This window comes from Enterococcus sp. E5-162 (assembly GCF_035725965.1).
Taxonomy (GTDB): domain Bacteria; phylum Bacillota; class Bacilli; order Lactobacillales; family Enterococcaceae; genus Enterococcus_B; species Enterococcus_B lactis.
The window spans coordinates 1-16599 of the sequence record NZ_JAPRFV010000023.1 but is presented as its reverse complement, the minus strand read 5'-3'; the positions used below and the strand labels follow the sequence as shown (position 1 = coordinate 16599).

22 protein-coding genes and 6 pseudogenes are annotated in these 16599 nt (G+C 34.5%); 6 read left to right on the top strand and 22 right to left on the bottom strand.

What is annotated here, in order from left to right; translation table 11 throughout:
* Positions 1 to 177: 177 nt before the first annotated feature.
* From OZZ83_RS14220 to OZZ83_RS14200, 5 genes and pseudogenes are all read right to left on the bottom strand, one after another.
* Positions 178 to 336, bottom strand: a pseudogene (locus OZZ83_RS14220) (leucocin A/sakacin P family class II bacteriocin).
* A 334-nt stretch (positions 337 to 670) separates the two neighbouring features.
* Positions 671 to 892, bottom strand: a pseudogene (locus tag OZZ83_RS14215) (DUF2786 domain-containing protein); the annotation flags it as partial.
* A 9-nt stretch (positions 893 to 901) separates the two neighbouring features.
* The gene (locus OZZ83_RS14210) at positions 902 to 1108 is read right to left on the bottom strand and encodes a hypothetical protein (protein ID WP_002311003.1); all 207 of its coding nucleotides are present in this window, start codon (positions 1106 to 1108) and stop codon (positions 902 to 904) included.
* 49 nt (positions 1109 to 1157) lie between these two features.
* The gene (locus tag OZZ83_RS14205) at positions 1158 to 1553 is read right to left on the bottom strand and encodes a hypothetical protein (protein ID WP_002293546.1); all 396 of its coding nucleotides are present in this window, start codon (positions 1551 to 1553) and stop codon (positions 1158 to 1160) included.
* Positions 1554 to 1627: 74 nt separating this feature from the next.
* On the bottom strand, positions 1628 to 1798 hold the full coding sequence (locus OZZ83_RS14200; protein WP_002330428.1) for a hypothetical protein: 171 nt from the start codon (positions 1796 to 1798) through the stop codon (positions 1628 to 1630).
* 97 nt (positions 1799 to 1895) lie between these two features.
* Here OZZ83_RS14200 and OZZ83_RS14195 point away from each other — a divergent pair, with 97 nt between their 5' ends.
* Positions 1896 to 2123, top strand: a complete 228-nt coding sequence (locus OZZ83_RS14195) for a hypothetical protein (protein WP_306173746.1) — start codon at positions 1896 to 1898, stop codon at positions 2121 to 2123.
* Positions 2124 to 2233: 110 nt separating this feature from the next.
* Here OZZ83_RS14195 and OZZ83_RS14190 read toward each other — a convergent pair whose 3' ends face one another.
* The 5 genes from OZZ83_RS14190 to OZZ83_RS14170 all read right to left on the bottom strand — a co-directional run bounded on the left by OZZ83_RS14190 (position 2234) and on the right by OZZ83_RS14170 (position 3853).
* Positions 2234 to 2506 (bottom strand): hypothetical protein, encoded by a 273-nt coding sequence (locus OZZ83_RS14190; RefSeq protein ID WP_002300801.1) that lies wholly within the window; start codon positions 2504 to 2506, stop codon positions 2234 to 2236.
* Positions 2507 to 2527: 21 nt separating this feature from the next.
* The gene (locus OZZ83_RS14185; protein ID WP_002330429.1) at positions 2528 to 2671 is read right to left on the bottom strand and encodes a hypothetical protein; all 144 of its coding nucleotides are present in this window, start codon (positions 2669 to 2671) and stop codon (positions 2528 to 2530) included.
* A gap of 15 nt (positions 2672 to 2686) precedes the next feature.
* Complete coding sequence (locus tag OZZ83_RS14180; protein WP_002311001.1) at positions 2687 to 2938, bottom strand: hypothetical protein; 252 nt, start codon at positions 2936 to 2938, stop codon at positions 2687 to 2689.
* A complete protein-coding gene (locus tag OZZ83_RS14175) occupies positions 2938 to 3144 on the bottom strand; it encodes a hypothetical protein (RefSeq protein WP_002330430.1) in 207 nt (68 codons plus the stop codon). Before OZZ83_RS14175 ends, OZZ83_RS14180 begins: the two co-directional genes overlap by 1 nt.
* Positions 3145 to 3592: 448 nt before the next feature.
* Positions 3593 to 3853, bottom strand: a complete 261-nt coding sequence (locus OZZ83_RS14170) for a hypothetical protein (protein WP_002295623.1) — start codon at positions 3851 to 3853, stop codon at positions 3593 to 3595.
* A 173-nt stretch (positions 3854 to 4026) separates the two neighbouring features.
* Here OZZ83_RS14170 and comI point away from each other — a divergent pair, with 173 nt between their 5' ends.
* Complete coding sequence (gene comI / locus OZZ83_RS14165; protein ID WP_008274030.1) at positions 4027 to 4131, top strand: competence inhibitor ComI; 105 nt, start codon at positions 4027 to 4029, stop codon at positions 4129 to 4131.
* 140 nt (positions 4132 to 4271) lie between these two features.
* On the opposite strand, the gene ssb is transcribed toward comI, so the two are convergent.
* The 12 genes and pseudogenes from ssb to OZZ83_RS14105 form a co-directional block, all read right to left on the bottom strand.
* On the bottom strand, positions 4272 to 4757 hold the full coding sequence (ssb, locus tag OZZ83_RS14160; RefSeq protein ID WP_002310999.1) for a single-stranded DNA-binding protein: 486 nt from the start codon (positions 4755 to 4757) through the stop codon (positions 4272 to 4274).
* 2 nt (positions 4758 to 4759) lie between these two features.
* On the bottom strand, positions 4760 to 5659 hold the full coding sequence (locus tag OZZ83_RS14155) for a nucleotidyl transferase AbiEii/AbiGii toxin family protein (protein ID WP_002310998.1): 900 nt from the start codon (positions 5657 to 5659) through the stop codon (positions 4760 to 4762).
* 12 nt (positions 5660 to 5671) lie between these two features.
* Complete coding sequence (locus OZZ83_RS14150) at positions 5672 to 6265, bottom strand: type IV toxin-antitoxin system AbiEi family antitoxin domain-containing protein (protein WP_002310996.1); 594 nt, start codon at positions 6263 to 6265, stop codon at positions 5672 to 5674.
* A gap of 74 nt (positions 6266 to 6339) precedes the next feature.
* The gene (locus OZZ83_RS14145; protein ID WP_002295632.1) at positions 6340 to 6489 is read right to left on the bottom strand and encodes a hypothetical protein; all 150 of its coding nucleotides are present in this window, start codon (positions 6487 to 6489) and stop codon (positions 6340 to 6342) included.
* Between the two features lie 15 nt (positions 6490 to 6504).
* Positions 6505 to 7767, bottom strand: a pseudogene (locus tag OZZ83_RS14140) (DNA topoisomerase); the annotation flags it as partial.
* Positions 7766 to 9433, bottom strand: a pseudogene (locus tag OZZ83_RS14135) (ArdC-like ssDNA-binding domain-containing protein); the annotation flags it as partial. The pseudogenes OZZ83_RS14140 and OZZ83_RS14135, both read right to left, overlap by 2 nt.
* 12 nt (positions 9434 to 9445) lie before the next feature.
* Positions 9446 to 9640 (bottom strand): hypothetical protein, encoded by a 195-nt coding sequence (locus OZZ83_RS14130; protein WP_002293517.1) that lies wholly within the window; start codon positions 9638 to 9640, stop codon positions 9446 to 9448.
* A 138-nt stretch (positions 9641 to 9778) separates the two neighbouring features.
* Complete coding sequence (locus tag OZZ83_RS14125; RefSeq protein WP_325066099.1) at positions 9779 to 9922, bottom strand: hypothetical protein; 144 nt, start codon at positions 9920 to 9922, stop codon at positions 9779 to 9781.
* 25 nt (positions 9923 to 9947) lie between these two features.
* Positions 9948 to 10070, bottom strand: a complete 123-nt coding sequence (locus OZZ83_RS14120; RefSeq protein WP_002293478.1) for a hypothetical protein — start codon at positions 10068 to 10070, stop codon at positions 9948 to 9950.
* 18 nt (positions 10071 to 10088) lie between these two features.
* On the bottom strand, positions 10089 to 10430 hold the full coding sequence (locus OZZ83_RS14115) for a DUF5406 family protein (RefSeq protein WP_002375758.1): 342 nt from the start codon (positions 10428 to 10430) through the stop codon (positions 10089 to 10091).
* 618 nt (positions 10431 to 11048) lie between these two features.
* Entirely contained in the window at positions 11049 to 11381 is a 333-nt protein-coding gene (gene traE / locus OZZ83_RS14110; protein ID WP_002322486.1) for a type IV conjugative transfer system protein TraE, read from the bottom strand.
* An 823-nt stretch (positions 11382 to 12204) separates the two neighbouring features.
* Positions 12205 to 13245, bottom strand: coding sequence for a replication initiator protein A (locus OZZ83_RS14105; RefSeq protein ID WP_002295675.1), 1041 nt, complete (start codon positions 13243 to 13245; stop codon positions 12205 to 12207).
* A 1165-nt stretch (positions 13246 to 14410) separates the two neighbouring features.
* Between OZZ83_RS14105 and OZZ83_RS14100 the strand changes: the two are divergent.
* The 4 genes and pseudogenes from OZZ83_RS14100 to OZZ83_RS14085 all read left to right on the top strand — a co-directional run.
* Positions 14411 to 14497 (top strand): annotated as a pseudogene (locus OZZ83_RS14100) (single-stranded DNA-binding protein); the annotation flags it as partial.
* Between the two features lie 449 nt (positions 14498 to 14946).
* Positions 14947 to 15171, top strand: a pseudogene (locus OZZ83_RS14095) (type II toxin-antitoxin system RelE/ParE family toxin).
* Between the two features lie 259 nt (positions 15172 to 15430).
* Positions 15431 to 15685: an AbrB/MazE/SpoVT family DNA-binding domain-containing protein gene (locus OZZ83_RS14090; protein WP_002290397.1), complete on the top strand. Its 255-nt coding sequence runs from the start codon at positions 15431 to 15433 to the stop codon at positions 15683 to 15685.
* The gene (locus OZZ83_RS14085; RefSeq protein ID WP_128704496.1) at positions 15686 to 16003 is read left to right on the top strand and encodes a type II toxin-antitoxin system RelE/ParE family toxin; all 318 of its coding nucleotides are present in this window, start codon (positions 15686 to 15688) and stop codon (positions 16001 to 16003) included.
* Positions 16004 to 16599 lie beyond the last annotated feature (596 nt).

The following is a 16599-nucleotide window of genomic DNA, read 5'->3' as shown; positions in this document are numbered from 1 at the left end:
TTAGTTCATATTCTCGAATGATTTCTACACGTGGCTTTCCAGCTAAGTAAAGATTGACGATTTGTTGCTTGAATTCTTGTGAAAAAGTTCTTCGTGTTCTCTTAGACATAAAAATTCCTCCTGGTATGTTTTCTTCTAGTCTACACACCTTAATTTTTCTGTCTAGTTAATTGTAGCCTATCCATTTACTCCTCTATCAACAATCTCAGAGCGAGCTCTACTCCAATCTACCCAATATTTTTGAGTATTACAATAAACACCATTTCCATAATAAGTTGCAGCATCTACTGTAATTCCTAAAGTAGATACACTTCATAAAACAATTCCTAAAATCATAAAAATACTAACAAATTTTTTCTTCATATAATTGCCTCCCTTTTTTATAAAACAATTACATGTAATTTTCAGAACATTTTTGCAAAATTTTCATAAATAGTATCTTTAGTGTCATAATCGTCACCAATATTCTGTAAGATCAATCAAATTTTATCTCACTAATAATAATAGTCTTAATAAATAAAAAATGGTCTTCACTTTTCGGAATATTTATTATAAAAGGAGCTTGCTATAAAAAAGAGAAAAATTAAAACACAATAAAACATGTACAAACATATCAAAAAAGGCCAGTCGACAAACCTGTTAACTAGCCTTTTTTATCTTAATTTCTAAATAAACGATACAGCCATTTTTGCGGACGTCCACGATAGATCACGTGCGTTTCTACTGCTTCTATCCGTTGCTGCTCATGATAATTGAAAATCTCATCTTCAGTAAGATCATAGTCCATCATCAATTGCTGGGCTTTGGCTAATGCGCTCATTGATTCCTCATCATTTACATCCGCCGCAAGCGCCAGTAATTTTTGAATCTTTTCTTTTCTCTTGTCTGCCATTTTCTACTCCTAAAGGTAAGTGTATGTTAAGTCTACTTCTTTTTTCTGAACGCTACTTTCCAGTGTTGCTAGTTCTTTTTGTGCTTTTTTCGTTCGTTTTAGTCCTTCTTTATACACCGTTGAAGTCTTATTATGACCTAACAATTCCAACTGTTCTAAGTCTTCCTCTAATTTCTCTACCCACATTCGCTTATGGTCTAATAAATTGTATTTCATGGTGATCTTCCTTTCTTCCTTTCTTCCTTTACTTGCACTAGCACTCTGTCTATAAAGCCAGTTCCCATGCCAGGTTTTTATCCTCATAGAATTTTGGATCGATATATCGGGTTAACTTATCGCATTCAAGCGTAAAGCTTTCTTCCTCGAATACAATAGAGATATTGTCCAATACAGTTCCTTCAAAGGCTAGCGCACCTAATTCTGTATGATTGTTTACCCAAACGACTTTTTCTTCAGTAATTCTAATTCCAAAGTAATCACGTACCCCATCGTAGCCACAAAGGCAAATGACCTTTGCTTGGTCAAAAAAGTAAGGCATTTTAAAGTAACGATCATCTACTACCGAAATTTCAGATCGTTCAAATTCTACAACACCATCTTCAGTTGCGGTTAACTGTGTTAAAATATCTGCTAACGATAGTTTAGTTTGTTTTTTCTTCATCTTATTTCCACCTTTTCCATTGTCTAAAAGTGATATCACTTTTAGGTTTTAGTATAAAAAGTGACGTCACTTTCTTAGTGCTGGTACCTCAAATCCTGCTTTTTCTTGGCAATCAATAAATCTAACGCAATACACATAATCCTGGATTCACTTTTGTCGTACTTCTGCTTTAGTTGCTGCAATTCTTTTTGTCTCTTTTCATCTAATGTCACGGGTAACCGTTTATTTCCTATTGCAATTGGCATTGGTACTCTCTCCTTTCATCGAAATAACCCCATGAAAAATATGGCTGCAATCATCTTGAATAGTAGACTCACGAGGACTAATACAAACCGCCAAAAGATCAAACAAAACACCAGTATTACCAAAAATACAGCGAGGTTTAACTGTACAGCTGCACTATCTCGCATAAGTATTTCGCCAACAAACAGTACTAACAATAAGGGAATAATCTTGTTCAAATGGATCACCTTCTTTCTCTTAAGTTATCGGGCTTTGCCCGTTTATTTCGCACCACCTAAGCGGCGGGGGCGGTTGGTGCGAAATAAGAACCATTCCCTTAGTTACTAGGCTTTTTTTGTCCTTATTTCACACATTCTCACTTTTCGGTATAAATGATTATTGACCTTTTTTTCTTTCAAATCGTTGATATGGAATCCGTTGTTAGTTGATAAATCACCTTATTCATTTTCGTTGTCTTCCTTTTTCATGGTGTAATATGCGCCATACTTATTGATATTTTCAAAATAATCTAACCATTCACTTGAAACAGTCTTGGCTTTTTTCGTTTCGATAAATTTCGCATACGTTAGTTCTAAAGCTTGGTATTCAGAAGGTTTAATAGTGCTTGGTTTGACACCTACTTCCAAGCATAGTAAGGCTTGGAAAAACCATTTTGCATTTTGCTTTTTCAGTTCTTCCAGTGTTCGATAGTACGTCGCAATAAGATTCATTTCGACACCTGATTCAATCATTTATTCCACAGCTACCGACAATTTTTCTTTATAATGTTTTTTTGGAACACGTGTTTCGTTGTATAGGAACGTCATATCCTCCATTTTTTGTGCCATTTTATCCAAAGGTAATTTGACAAATTCGTCATAGTAATTTTGAGCCATATTTTTTTCTCCTTTTTAGTTCTCTAATTTGGTTAACCAATATTCGTTTTCATAAGTTTCCAATTTTTCTTGATAATGCAGTTCACATCCTGCAATCTTCACTAAGTCTTCAAATAGCATAGTCGGTGCATCCTCTACTAAAGGGGTTTCTATCGTCCAGTACCGCGGAATAAGTAAAGCTTCTGCTACTTTTTCAGAAATGACTTCTTTGTCCACCAAAATTTGAACGACTTCTTTTACAGTCAATAATTTGTGTTGTGTTTTCATCAGCGTTTCTTTCCTTTCTCCTCAATCAAAATATAATCGCCATAAGACAAGGTATATTTTTTCCCGCATGTTGGACATTGATACAAACAATAGCTTTTGATACATTTCGCTCTTTCTCCACAATCGCATTCGACAGTATGTGGTGCATGATAGTTTGGGAATAATTCGCTGAAGGGAACACCCCAATAATCAAATTTCTTTCGCATGATTGATTCTGCCTCCTCTTAGGAAAGGTTTTACTTCCTTTCGTTAGTTCTTTCTTTATTGATTTGTTGGCCAGAATGAATCAACGAAAAGCGACAAGGACAAGGGCGCGCAGCGTGCCATTTACCCTTGTCCTTGTCGCTTTTTGGTGATAAAAGGCAACTTGTTGCCGGTCTGGCAAATCAATAAAGAGATAGCGAACAGGAACGAACCTTTTGGTGAGAGGAAGCTTTTCCTATTTTGTCTTACAAAGCAAGACCCCTTATCTTAGTGAACGTGCAACGTTCACTTCCTTTCTTCTCGAACGGCGGTGGCGGTTGGAGTGAGAGAAAGGTTTTTCAATTGAGAAGGCGCTTGTGCCTTCCTAAATAGGCCTTTCCCTTTCTTCCTGTTTCTATGTAAAACAAAAAGAGCTGCAGTCCTACATTAGGATTGCAGCTCTTCTTTTATTTATATGCCCATTGATCGCGTAAAATGATCAGGGTTTCTAATTTGCATCGATTCAATGACTAATTGATTCCGTTTATTGAAATGACCTGTGACGGCAATATTGTATTTTCCATCATCCATAATTAACAATTTATCGATAATTTCAATATCTGCAACTACACAATTAATCGATTCATGAATTGTTTGTAAAGTAAAGCGAACCAATAATGGTTGTGTTTTTATTACTCGGATTTTATCAAGCAAACCAACATATTTGTTCATCACGATCACCTCGCTAAAATTATAGCAAAAACAGTTAAAATTGAGAATTTTTATTCGATTTTAGATATGCTATAATGATCAAGACAGTAAAGTTTGTGACGGTGGCTATCCGATTGAAAGTGAGGTGGTGCGTATGTGCGTACTTCCAAAATCTTACAGAAAGGAGAAGCCTTTTGCCTGTTGAAACGGCGCTAGGATTAATGATTAGTTTCGGTTCTTTGATCGCAACAATCATTTTTGGAATCTTAGCAGTTGTAAACAACAATCAAAAAAAATAACCGTCAGCTTTAGCCGGTCGACGATTATTTTTCAAAAATAATATTAAGCTGGTCACCGTCTTAAACGGTGCTGTTAGGGGAGTTGTTAGCGCAACTCCTCTTTTCGTATCCATTATAACAACTTTATTGATCTTTTACAATCAGAATGGTAAATCATCATCACTAATATCGATTGATTGTCCGCCAAATGGATTTTGTGAAGCGTTCAATCCATTGTTGTTAGGCGTAGCTACATCCCGTTGTTCAAAGGTGGTAGGGCTTGGACTGCTGGACGATTGATCAGCGTGCGCACGGCTCTCTGTCGTTGCTTTACTTTCTAATAGTTGAAAGTTATCAGCTACAACTTCTGTCACATACACACGTTGTCCTTGTTGGTTATCGTAGGTTCGGGTTTGAATCCGTCCGACAACGCCAATCAAGCTGCCTTTTTTAGCTAATGTCGCCATCGTTTCTGCTGGTTTGCGCCAAATCACACAGTTGACAAAATCGGCTTCTCGATTGCCGTTTTGATTCGTGAAATTACGATTAACGGCTAAGGTAAAAGTGGCCACTGCTGTGCCACTTGCGGTATAACGTAAATCTGGATCTTTGGTTAACCGTCCTACTAAAGTTACATTATTAATCATCTTTATCTCTCCGTTTCTTGATTCATTTGTTGTGATCTTTTAAACTGCCTTTTTCTTTCTTGATTTTCAATTTTGATCACACTTTTCATTAGGTGATCAATTTCGTTGACTGTATCTGCAAATGAAATGGAATTCGCAAACGTGTTAACTGAGCGATATTTTTCCCACTGCTTTTCCAAATAGTCGTTTCCCCTGATCTTATCCATTTCTCTTTCATAATAAAAGGATAAAGGCTTTGTATCTCCACGTTTTGTAAATGTATTTCGAACACTTTTGTATAACTCTTTCGTATCAATATTTTCTAGTTTCGGAATGGTAAATAAGTCGTAGTAATCTTTTGCTCTCGAATTATCTGTGCCAAAGCTGAACGTAGCACTTAGCTTTTCTGCAATAATTTGTTCTGTTGGATAAGCTGGAATCTCCACTTTTTTATCTTCAAACATTAATTGGTGATAGTGTGTATCTACTTCAGGATAAATAGAATCTCCTGTTGTCACGTCCATTTTAAACGGTACACGTACTTTCTCTAAATTAGCCACCAATTTAATTTGAAATCCAGGATAAAAATCGGCTTCTCTTGTTTCCTTCATTCCTTGAATAGAGAAAACAATGCCTTCTTTTGTGGGTTTTCTAGTTAAATCATTAAAAATGCTCTTCAATTTTTCTTCAGTTAATTTGCTATTTCTAAATGTCGTATCGATATCAATTGTTGTCCTTCTATCGATTCCATATTTTGATCCTAATAAAAAGCCGCCTTTCAAAATGAAGTCATTTTTGTACTTTGATTCAGAAATTTGTTCAATTAGACGATCCATCATAAAATGCCGTTGCACTAACTGTGCATTTAATCCTGTACTCTTTGCTAAATTTCTTGTTTTTGCTGCAAATTGTGTCGGTGTCATCTTTTTCCTCCATCAATATAAGCTTTGCATGTGGTATTTCATTTCTTTTTCTACATGTAGTTTTGTCATGTAATCTCTTAATTTACTTGGATCTCTCAATGGGTCTTCCATGTACTCTTTTAATGCTTCTAATTTCATTTCATATTCAATTTCATATCTCGGATTCCAAATATCACAAAGTGTACGCTCTTTATCATACATAGTAATAGGATTTCCTTGAAAGGAAGTTCCCTCTACTTTTCCTAGTTCATAAACTTCTTTCTTCACGAAATGAAATTGTAACTGCTGCTCTTTTGTAATTGAACGATCAACGTTATAGCCATGGGGAAAAGTTAAGTGAATGAATTTCGGCATATTCGTAGAAAGCTGGTAAATATCTAAAGTCGTTTCATGAGAGAAGATTCCCCTGGAAAATCGTTGCTGAAGCCAAAATAAATCATCTATTCCATGACCATCCTCTACATAATAACCACGATCAACTTTGATCAATTTTCCTTGATTCACCAATCTTTGTACAGTGGTTGCTGCGATTCCTAATTTTCTGGCTTCCTTCATAGATAAATTTCCATCGCGAATAGCCAACAATTCTTTCAGTTTCTTTTGCATTTACTTCCCCCCTTTCGTTACAAATACACTACATTAAATGTATCATGATAGTGTATTTGTAACAAGGTTAATGTCTATCGATCTAATTCAATTTCTTTTTGAATCCGCTGCTGGTTCTTTAATTGCTGCAGTCTTCGTTTGCTGGCACGCATTTTTTCCTGTTCTGAACGAATTTTGGCTTTTTGATTTTCGATTTCTTGTTGTTTGTGTGTTGTATTACGCATAAGATTAACCCTCCATTATTTTGTCGTGCGTCGTGTTCTTTTCTTGAAGTTCGTTTTTTTCTTTTCAGAAAATTCAAAGCCTGTAGTGAAGTCTTCTTTTAAAACAATCGTTGCTTCAAACGAACCCTTCTGACCTTTTAACCCTTTCACTGGTTGGCTTGTTCGGCTATTTTGAATAATCTCCTTCAGCTGTGTCGCTGTGAGTTTCTTTTTGGCAATCGTTGTCCATAATTTAAAATCACAGACTTCAGACGTACATGCTGCCACCTTTTGATAAAGTATGACTTCTTGTTCCTGGCATTTTGGACAAATTCCTAAATGACGCGCGGCTTCTTGCTTTTCACTGGCTGCTTTCACTTCTTGTAACGTCGATCCAAAATCAGTGGATTGGATTTGCCCTGGTACGACTTCCAATAAGTGAGAGACAAATTTTTGGATATTAGCTAGAAAAGTGGTTTGTGTTCCTTTTCGTTCTCCAATCTTTAATAAGTAGCTTTCCCATTTGGCGGTCATTTCGGCGCTCGTAAGCAGCGGCTCTTTTTCCACGGCTTGGCAAAGCAAAATCCCTTTATTCGTCACCACGAGCTTATTTTTCTCTACCTTGATATATTCCTTTTGTTTCAAGATTTCAATAATATTTGCCCGTGTCGCTTCTGTACCGATTCCTTCTACTTCTTTCAATATAGATTGCGCTTCTTCACTATCCACGGTTTTCCCAGCTGTTTTCATTGCAGTGATCAACGTGCCTTCGGTATAAGGTTTTGGTGGCTTTGTTTCTTTTTCAAGGACTTGTAGATCTACCGTCACCATTTCTCCTTTTGTCACTTTAGGAAGTAGCGGCTCTTCTTCCTTCTCTTTTCCGTCGCTCTCTTTTCCAAATAACTTCTTCCAACCTAGATCTACCGGCACTTTTCCGATTGCTTTTAACTGAAGCTGCTGAACTTGCGTCAAGATCGTTGTTTCTTCATAGGTATATTTTTCCGCAAACATGGCCACCGTTGTTTTTAACACTTGTTCATAAATGGCCTGCTGCAGTGGACTTAATTGTTCAAAAGCCGCTGCCGTCATGACCGTTTTTGTAGGAATGATCGCGTAATGTTCCTGGACTTTCTTATTATTCACATATCGACTATTAGGTGTATGAATAGGAGTAGGAATGGCTTCGGCCTTTAAAAAGTGTTTGTATTCGTCTAAGTGATCCAACAGATACGCATACTCCCCTTCTGTAATATAAGGGGTATCTGTTCGTGGGTAGCTTAGATATTTCCCTTCATACAAATTCGTTACGAACGTACGCCCCACGTGCTTGTCCTAATTCTCTTTGATAGACTTCACTTTCTGTCATATCTCGAATTTGAATTCCAATATTTTTGGCTACCGCTTGAATCCCAACTTGAAGTTCTGTCTGCCCTGTTTTATCCAATTGAAAATCAAAGACGCGGTTCGGGAAGATTTTCGGATAGTCTTCAGGCTTCAATTGTGTTTGTGTGATATCAAACACTTTTTCAATCGTGTAGTAAGGTTTTTTGATCACTTCGATTTGACCACTTTCGATTCGTTTTTTATCTTCTGGTGTAGCTTCTGTTTCTCGAACAAAGCCACGTCCTTTCTCATAAAATCCTTTGACCGTTTTTCTGACAAAGATCTTGTTCCCTTGTTCCCCTTTTTTGATATAGATTCCTTCTTTTTTCAACGCGGCACGACCTAAACAAGCCGTTGCACCTGGAAATTGTTCCTCAATCAATAATTGATTTCTAAAGGATCGTTCTGGAAAACGAGACATAAAGTTCAAAAGTTCTTTGACGTCTTCAGGAGAATGGGTATGCTTTTTCACCGCATCCAGTGCCTGTTGCGAAAGGGATTTAACTTCTTGTTTAATCTCTTCTGCCGTTCGTTTTTGATAGCCCTTTTGTTTTGTTTTTGTTTCTTTCGACTGCATTTCTTCTTTCGAAACAGGTTCATTTTTGACCGATTGTTTTTGTTCCTTCTCAGGTACTTGTTCGCACAATTTTGCTAACTCTAAATAGATGGGTTGATTACTGTTGACGCCATCCCCTAGATCCATTCGGATCTGATCGACTACTTCTCCGTTCTTCACTTCTTCAAAATAGAATTTATAATAACCTGCTTCTGCGGCGTATTGGTTATCCAACGTTTTGAGTTGATCGATCAATTCGAATGTTACGATCTCCCCACCATAACTTTTCAATCCTTTTTCTGGATCATTTTCGTTGAATTCTACTCGATAGAAATGATCGATTTCTTTCTCTTTCACAGAATCAATTGGTCTAGCCTCTTCAAGTAATTCACGAACAGCTGCCTTTTCTTCTTCCGACGTGGCTTGGTATTTTTTTGACGCTTCAAATTCGCCGTTTTCATTGAGTTCTAAAGCGACTTTTCGATAGCCTTTCAGAAAATAGATAGTTGGATTCTTTTTCCATTGCGTCACTCGTCCGCTGTCAATGATCGCTTGTACTTCAGGAAGAATATTTTCTTTTCCTTTCTCTGATTTTTCTTTCAGCTGTTCTAATGTTTCCAATTTTCGTTGGTATTTTCGGATCGTAGCGGCTGAAAAAGTCGATTCACCTTTTTCAAAGCGTTCGATTTCTTCTTTGATTCTTGGAATATTTTCGATTGTCATATCCAGGCCGCCGTACTTGTTATAGCCCATTTCCTTTAGCTCTTCTTGTCTTTCAAGTTTTTCTACCTGTTTTTCTTGTTGCTTGATCTCTTCTCTCAGACTATGCACTTTGTTTTCTAAACGTTCTTGTTGCCTAAACCAAGAATGCCCATTTCTCTTATCGTTCATTGGCTGACCGTTTGTCTTTCTCTGGTGTTCAAACATCTTCTCAATTTGTTCGTTTAATTCATTTTGCAATCGTGCTAATTTTCTTTTGGATTTTCCCAAACGACTATTGTCTAGTGGTTCTTTTTCTTCTGCCATGTCCGTTTCCTCCTAAACAAATGGATAATTTTCTACTGCATCAACGAACGTTTTTGTAATCAGATTTAACGCTAAAATATCGCCACTTCGATAAGCTTTTGCCGCTTTGTCTGTGACGACAAAAGATCTACCTGTTTGAATTTCTGTCACAAAAACGAGATTGTCTCTGCTTTTTTCAACAACAACTCCAATAGTTGAATAAGCCATTTCTTCTTCCTCCCTTCTCTTTCTTTTGATATAATGTAGTCGGAAATCGCACCACTCATTGAATTGGCGGAAAACAATTCATTGAAAAAAAGAGTCTTGGACAATTACGTTCAGGACTCTTTTACTTCTTTTATTCACTTAACAACTAACATTCTGTGAGTGAAATAGACTCTTCAATGCTTTAAATACATCTTTAGGTGAATAACTACGAGCTAACAGCTGTACATACCTTCCTTTTGTCAAAGTATCCATATCCATCGCATCTAAAACTGGTCGCGCCATCTAATTTGCCTCCTAAATAAATTCTTTACTCGATGTCTAATGATAATACTAGCTTTTTATTATTCGTCGTAATTTCTGCACATTCTTCTTCATTATTTTCTGCGATTAACGCATAATAGCATGGTGATTTTACTTCGAAAAATTTCATGATCTATTCCTCCAATTTTTATTCTTCTTTATCCGCTACAAAGTCAATGATTTCAACACTGACAATATAATCACTCAAATATGACCAGGTATCTTCTACAGACAATTCGTCTCCTTTGTCGTTCGTAAGCGTCATTTTAAACCACTCATCGCCTTCATCATCTTCAGGTAGCAAGCCGAATCCAATTGGATTATCAGTCAATGTTTGATCGTATAAATCATCCTCGTTTAATGCTAAAACATCTAATCCTTTACAATTTCCGCCTCTTCTAAACGTCACAAAACCTTTGTAATCCCAACGTTGGAAAGAAACCTTAATAGTATGTGTGCCCAATCGTATATTCGGATCATAATTTTTCATTTGTCATTCCTCCATTACGTAAATTTCATTTTCTCTATGTTTTATATCAATTTTTTCACTTTATTCAGGACTCGTTCATATTTTATCGTTTTTCGTTTACTTAAAAATACATAAAAAATATCGACTCGTTTATGGCGTCCGAAACGAGAAACCCTAGTAGACAGCGGTAAATGCTCGATTGATCCAATGACCAACGTCCTCGCAAGTATCTACATGTACTGCAGCACACGACACAATTTCTTGTGCGTCCTCCCCATTACGAGAAGACCTACTCCTTATTCCATGAGTTTGCGTCAAAGCCTAGATCCCTTAGTAGCTGCTCATGATTAATCTAGGCGCTATTCTAACTTGTCTAACCTCTAAATTCCCTCTTGTTTACTCTGTGTATATTATTTACACAAATTCATTTCACCACTATCCAAACAAGCGCATTTACTCGATTGACCAATTTTTTACGTTACCAATCGTAAAAATCTACCCCGTCACTCCCCGAAGGAAATTGTTGATAGATCAAGTCTACTCCTTATTTTTCTAATGATTCTAAGTTCTTTTAGAAGTCTCGACAATATTTTCAAGCAAGCGAAAAACGATAAAATACAAGTTATGAGAATGATCAATTCAGCTGATTAAACGCCCCATCCCTTTTGCGGTACAACGCAAGACTCCATTTTTTCTTCGACCAATCAGTACACCGTTTTGGTCATAAACATGTTTGATTGTTGGATATAGCTCTTTTAAGGGGATAGGATCTTTTAAAATTATTTGCTTTTGTTTCCCAATGTAATAAATCATTTCCTCTGAGACTTTGTCTTTCTGGATTATATATTTCTTACACTGCACAACGGTTTTACTTTGGCCAGTTGATAGTTTCTTCGTGATTTTCTCTGTAGCGGTACACCGTTTACCGTAGTGACAAATATCTTTGAGACTCAAAATTCCTGTATATGACATAAAATAAACCACCCAATTTCTTTAAATATTTTTAACAAGTTTTTCTTGTTATTTTTCAAAAATAGAGAATTGATTTTCGTTCATGACAAACAAAAAAGAGGGAACGCATCCAAACATGCGTTCCCTCTAATTTCAGCGTTCGTCATACGGCAAAGAGCCACACGGACATTTTTATAACATTATGCTTAGGCATAGATTCATCGTAATATCACGTATTTTTAACCTTAACACAGCCAAAAAAAGTGGTATCACTTTTGAATATCTGTTATACTAAATCCATTGCGGGTAATACCGTAACACTGAAAGGTTAACGCATTAAGGGCCAAATCTTAATGCCGTGTATGAACGCTGACGAAGGTTACCAGCCTTCCGAGTTCATACCGCCTTTCTTTTTTTTGTATTTTCAATTGTCCAAATTTATCATCCAAAAGTGCAGAACGAAAATCAATTCATCACAAGCATAGCAGACAATTAAATTTATACAAAAAATGTAAGCGAATAATATTCGTATTGCCTGAAAAGAAGTAATATCAAGATTTTTAGCTTGTTTAAATAATGAAATTATCTCTCTTCGCGTATTATTATAACTCAAAAAAAAGGAGTATGCAAACATACGTTCCCTTTTTTATATTTGAAATTAATTATTTCTTTTAACACTTATGACGTAAAAGGCTACGTTTGTGATTTTTATCATAATATTTTAACTTATAAATTCTAGTAAAATAGCTATTATTTTGTAATATTCGTAATATAATTAGAATAATAAAAAATTTTTAATTTTAATGTTACTTCATGAAGCAACAATCACTTTGTCAGTAAAGTTTCACTCTAACCAGTCTTTCGTAATAGTGCTTGGGGAGCTTTCATAATTCAAACGTTTTTCACTTGATACTTTAGCAGCTATTGGTTTTTCGATAAACCAATTTTTTACATAGACAAAAATCAGGTTCTGGATATTTTCGACTTTTTCGGTTTTTAATTTTTGATAGGCTTTTAACAGTGTCGTGTATAATTCTTGTTCTGCATTGACATAATAACTATCGAGTTCTTCAAAAACTATCGAAATACCACTTTCTATTTCAGCTTTTTTCTTTGCATTATGAATAGTCTGGACGGTTTTTTGAGCTTCACTGTAACTTGAAGAAAATGTTTTTATCAAATTTAATACTCGTTCAGGGACAAACGTAGCAATGCTGTCGTTTGTCATAATTGTCTCAAAATTGTCTAACAACAATTGATCTTGTAGGCGGTCTTTTTCAGTGTCTATATTGTGTCTATTAGTGTCTAATATATTATTATTAAGTTCTGGTATGATTTTCATACCCTCTGATTTATCAACGTTTTGGCACGGTATGATTTTCATACCCTCTTGAGCCCCAAGGGATTCAGCGTCTGATTTTTCGTCGAGGGTGGGTATGATTTTCATACCCTCTGATTTATCAACGTTTTCCCTATTCTCTCTATCAAATTTTTCGAGTAAGTAGATATCATTTTCTGAGACTTTTAATTCTGCTAGATATAGTCTATTAGGATTATTTTTCCCTAACTGTTTGTTAAATCCCATCTGCTTTTGTAATAATAAACCAAAAGATTCCAACTCTTTTTTGATTGCTATCGCTTTTTGTTTTTGGCAGTTTAATACGCTACATAGTTCATTTGTCGTATAAGTAAAATAAACATTACCTTCTTCATCGATTTGCCGTTTGCTGATTGCGATCTCTAATCTTGCTTTTAAAAGCATATAGGCAATCTTAGTTGAATCTTTCATTTTTTTGTATTCGTCAGAAACAATAAAGACTTTTGGAAATTGATAAAATAATTCGTTGTAAACTCTATCCGCCTTAAAAAAATTAAAATCAGTCATTGTAGATCCTCTACTTTCACGTTGTTTTATTTATGTAAAATTACCTACTCTTTTCGAAAATAGCAAAGATAAATAAAAAATGCAAACGCATTAAAACTGTTTTTTAATTAAATACTACCTAAAATCAGAAATAAAATGAATTATGTACTACCTTTAAAGTCATTAAGAACTACTTTAAATAAATATTATTTATAATTAAATACTACCAGAAGAACGTATGAATAAAATTTAGTTTTAAAATTAAAGATAATTAAGTACTGCCAGTGTCAAAACAAAAAATAAATTAAGAACTACCTTATGCATATAAAACATACTACCATTACTAGTAGTATATACTACCTTATTTCAGTAGTATATATTATATTATTCTTATAAGACAAGGCTTTAGGCTAGAAAACAATAGATTATATACTACTAAAAAATACAATAAGTACTACCAATGTCAGATATATATAATAATTATGTACTACCATTAAAATTAACTTATTTAATAAGATACTACTGTGTTAATCTGAAAAAAATTACTTTAAAGTAGTTACATACTACCTGTTAATTTAGATACTACCATTAATACTTAAATTAGATACTACCTATATTTATATTAAGTACTACCGTTCTAAGAATAAGATAATAAAAAAATACTACCAAATTGCAATTAAATACTACTTAAAATGTAAAAAATAAGAACTACCCAAATTAGGTAGTTCTTAATAAGAGAATATCAGATAAATTTGTACAAGTCATAAAAAAATTAATCTTAAATTTTTAAATATATATACTTGTTAATTATAAACTATTTTATTTAGGTAGTACATAATTAACAGATAAAACTACATGCTTGTAGTTTGTCTAGCTAATGAGTTGCATATGATTTATATAAAGGTGTGCAGCATAACTTAGTTGAAGTTAAGAGAATAGAATAAATATTTTTTGTTTTGCTAATAATTAAACACTACCTAAATATGGTAGTGTTTAATTATATAATATTCATTTTGTTACAAATAATCGTATTATAAAAGCATAACAATTGGGATAACTATTTTTTAGATTGTTTAAGTACTACTTAAATTAGGTAGTACTTAAATTTTGGCTTAAGGTAGTAGGTAATTAAGAAATGATATATATCTTCTTTTATAATAGAAGGGGAGAGGCCTAGTTAAAAGCAGCGACAATTAATAACAATGTATTTAATGCTTCACAAAATCCATTTGGTGGACAATGCATTGTTATTAGCGATGATCTACCGTTCTAAGTAGTTTTTTTTACGTTTCTATATTATAGAATTAACGGGTAGGCTTACTGTCTTTTTTGGCAATTTTACAATCAAGCCACTTGCAGATGTAGTGTGCAGTTACCTCTGCAAATGGCTTGATTGCAAAAACAAAATCAAAAAGGTATTTCATTATATCTCCTCCTCCCCTTGCCAGATTAGGCCCGGGTAGCAGACAGCAAAACTATTATAACATAACTGAAATACCTAAATGACATATACAGATATGATAATTTATGTATTGATTTTTCTAACAAAAGCACATATTTTAATATATACTACCTATTTTAGGTAGTATATATTTTTAGATACAATATCGATCAGTTTTGAGGAAATGAAATTCTAGATATTTTTTGCTACATAGAGTTACTTTCAATATTTTTTAACGTAATTAGGCAGAAGTCACTCATCCTCTATAGGTTTGTGATGAAATTGCTATTGATCCATTTAAGTAAGAGCAAAAAACTGGAGGTTTATCAGGTAATTGGTCTAATGGATTTAAGTATGCGGTCACCGTGTATAGAGTTGCTTATGAGATTCAAGAAAATAAAGTTATTCCAGTATTGCTATATGGAACACATAACAATTTTTATGAATTAGCCGAGAACACTCGCAACTTTATTCGTGTAGATGAATCGGCTTCGGTTGAGTTATAACTTTAGCTATATCAATCAACTGACCGACATATGTTAAATCTATATATAATAAAAATACCTACTTAAATGGATGTTAACGGAAGTGTATGGTGAGTAGTTCACTCGTATTTTGATATCGTTTGTATATGTTTTCAGCGTTCTAAGTGGCTTATTTTGTCCAATAATAATATGGAGTGGAATCCCTTAAGAAACACCGTTGGCAATTGTTGTTATAACATGTTATAATTTATTCATCAAAAACTAAAAGGAGTGTGATAACATGGGAAAAGAACTAAAGGTTAGAAAGATCGGCAATAGCGTGGGAGTGATCCTTCCAAGCTCTCTTGGATTAAAAAGCGGAGACACTATCCAAGCCAAACAAGAAGGCAACTTATTCATATTAGATACTACTCAAATAGCAAAAGAACACGATCGCAAATTGATTGAAGAAAGTTTCCAAGACTTTGAGAAAGGTTTAACAGTTTCAGAAATTGAAATGGTAAAAGCTTTCGGAAAATACGGCTGGAGTGAATAGATGAAAGAGTACACGCTAGTTTATTCTAAAAGTTTCCAGACCAGCCTTGAAACGATAATAGAAGAATGGGAAAATGAGCTTGCTCTTTCTCCAGCCAGCATAAAAAGATTTGTAGGTGCGATCCAGAAGGCTTTAGAACTAACCAAAAATTTTCCAACTATGCATGAGGAAGTTTCCGAAATCTATGGAATGGATATCCCAACATATCGGATCGTGATCGGCAAAAGCTATGCCTTATTTTATCGGATCGACCAAAAAAAAAAAGAGATACTTGTAGGACGTATTTTCCAATCTAAACAAATGAAACTAGGCTTTTAACAATAATTAGGCAAAAGTCGCTCATCCTCTACAGGTGGGTGATTAATGCCGCTCGATATGGTTGTTAACCGTCGGTTACTCGAAGATTGATATATAAGACTTAGTACCTTTTTATTTTGCTCCATGTTATGGCCGAAGGTCTAAAGATACAATCATTAGTCTAGAGAAAAATTAAGAACCGTAGGAACTACGGGGATCGCTTGGTGAATAAGAGACACTGCTATTAGTGAAAAAATAAGATATCAAGTACGCTCTATTCCCAAAAATTTCGTGACTTTACTCATGAGAGGTTCAAGTAGTATATTTTTAATCAAAATTGACGTAACTTTTAATAAATACTACCTAAATAAGGTAGTATTTATTTTTGTGTTTTAAAAGAGGAAGTCCAATATATCTATGGGAAACTTCTTAAATATTATGTTGGTACATGAAAATATAGGTTCTGTTGCAAAGTTTTAAATCTACTATCAAATAAGGTAGAATAATAGAAAAAGATAGCAGGAGGAATGACGATGAATCATTTTAAAGGAAAGCAATTTCAGCAGGATGTGATTATTGTAGCCGTGGGCTACTATCTTCGTTATAACCTTAGCTAT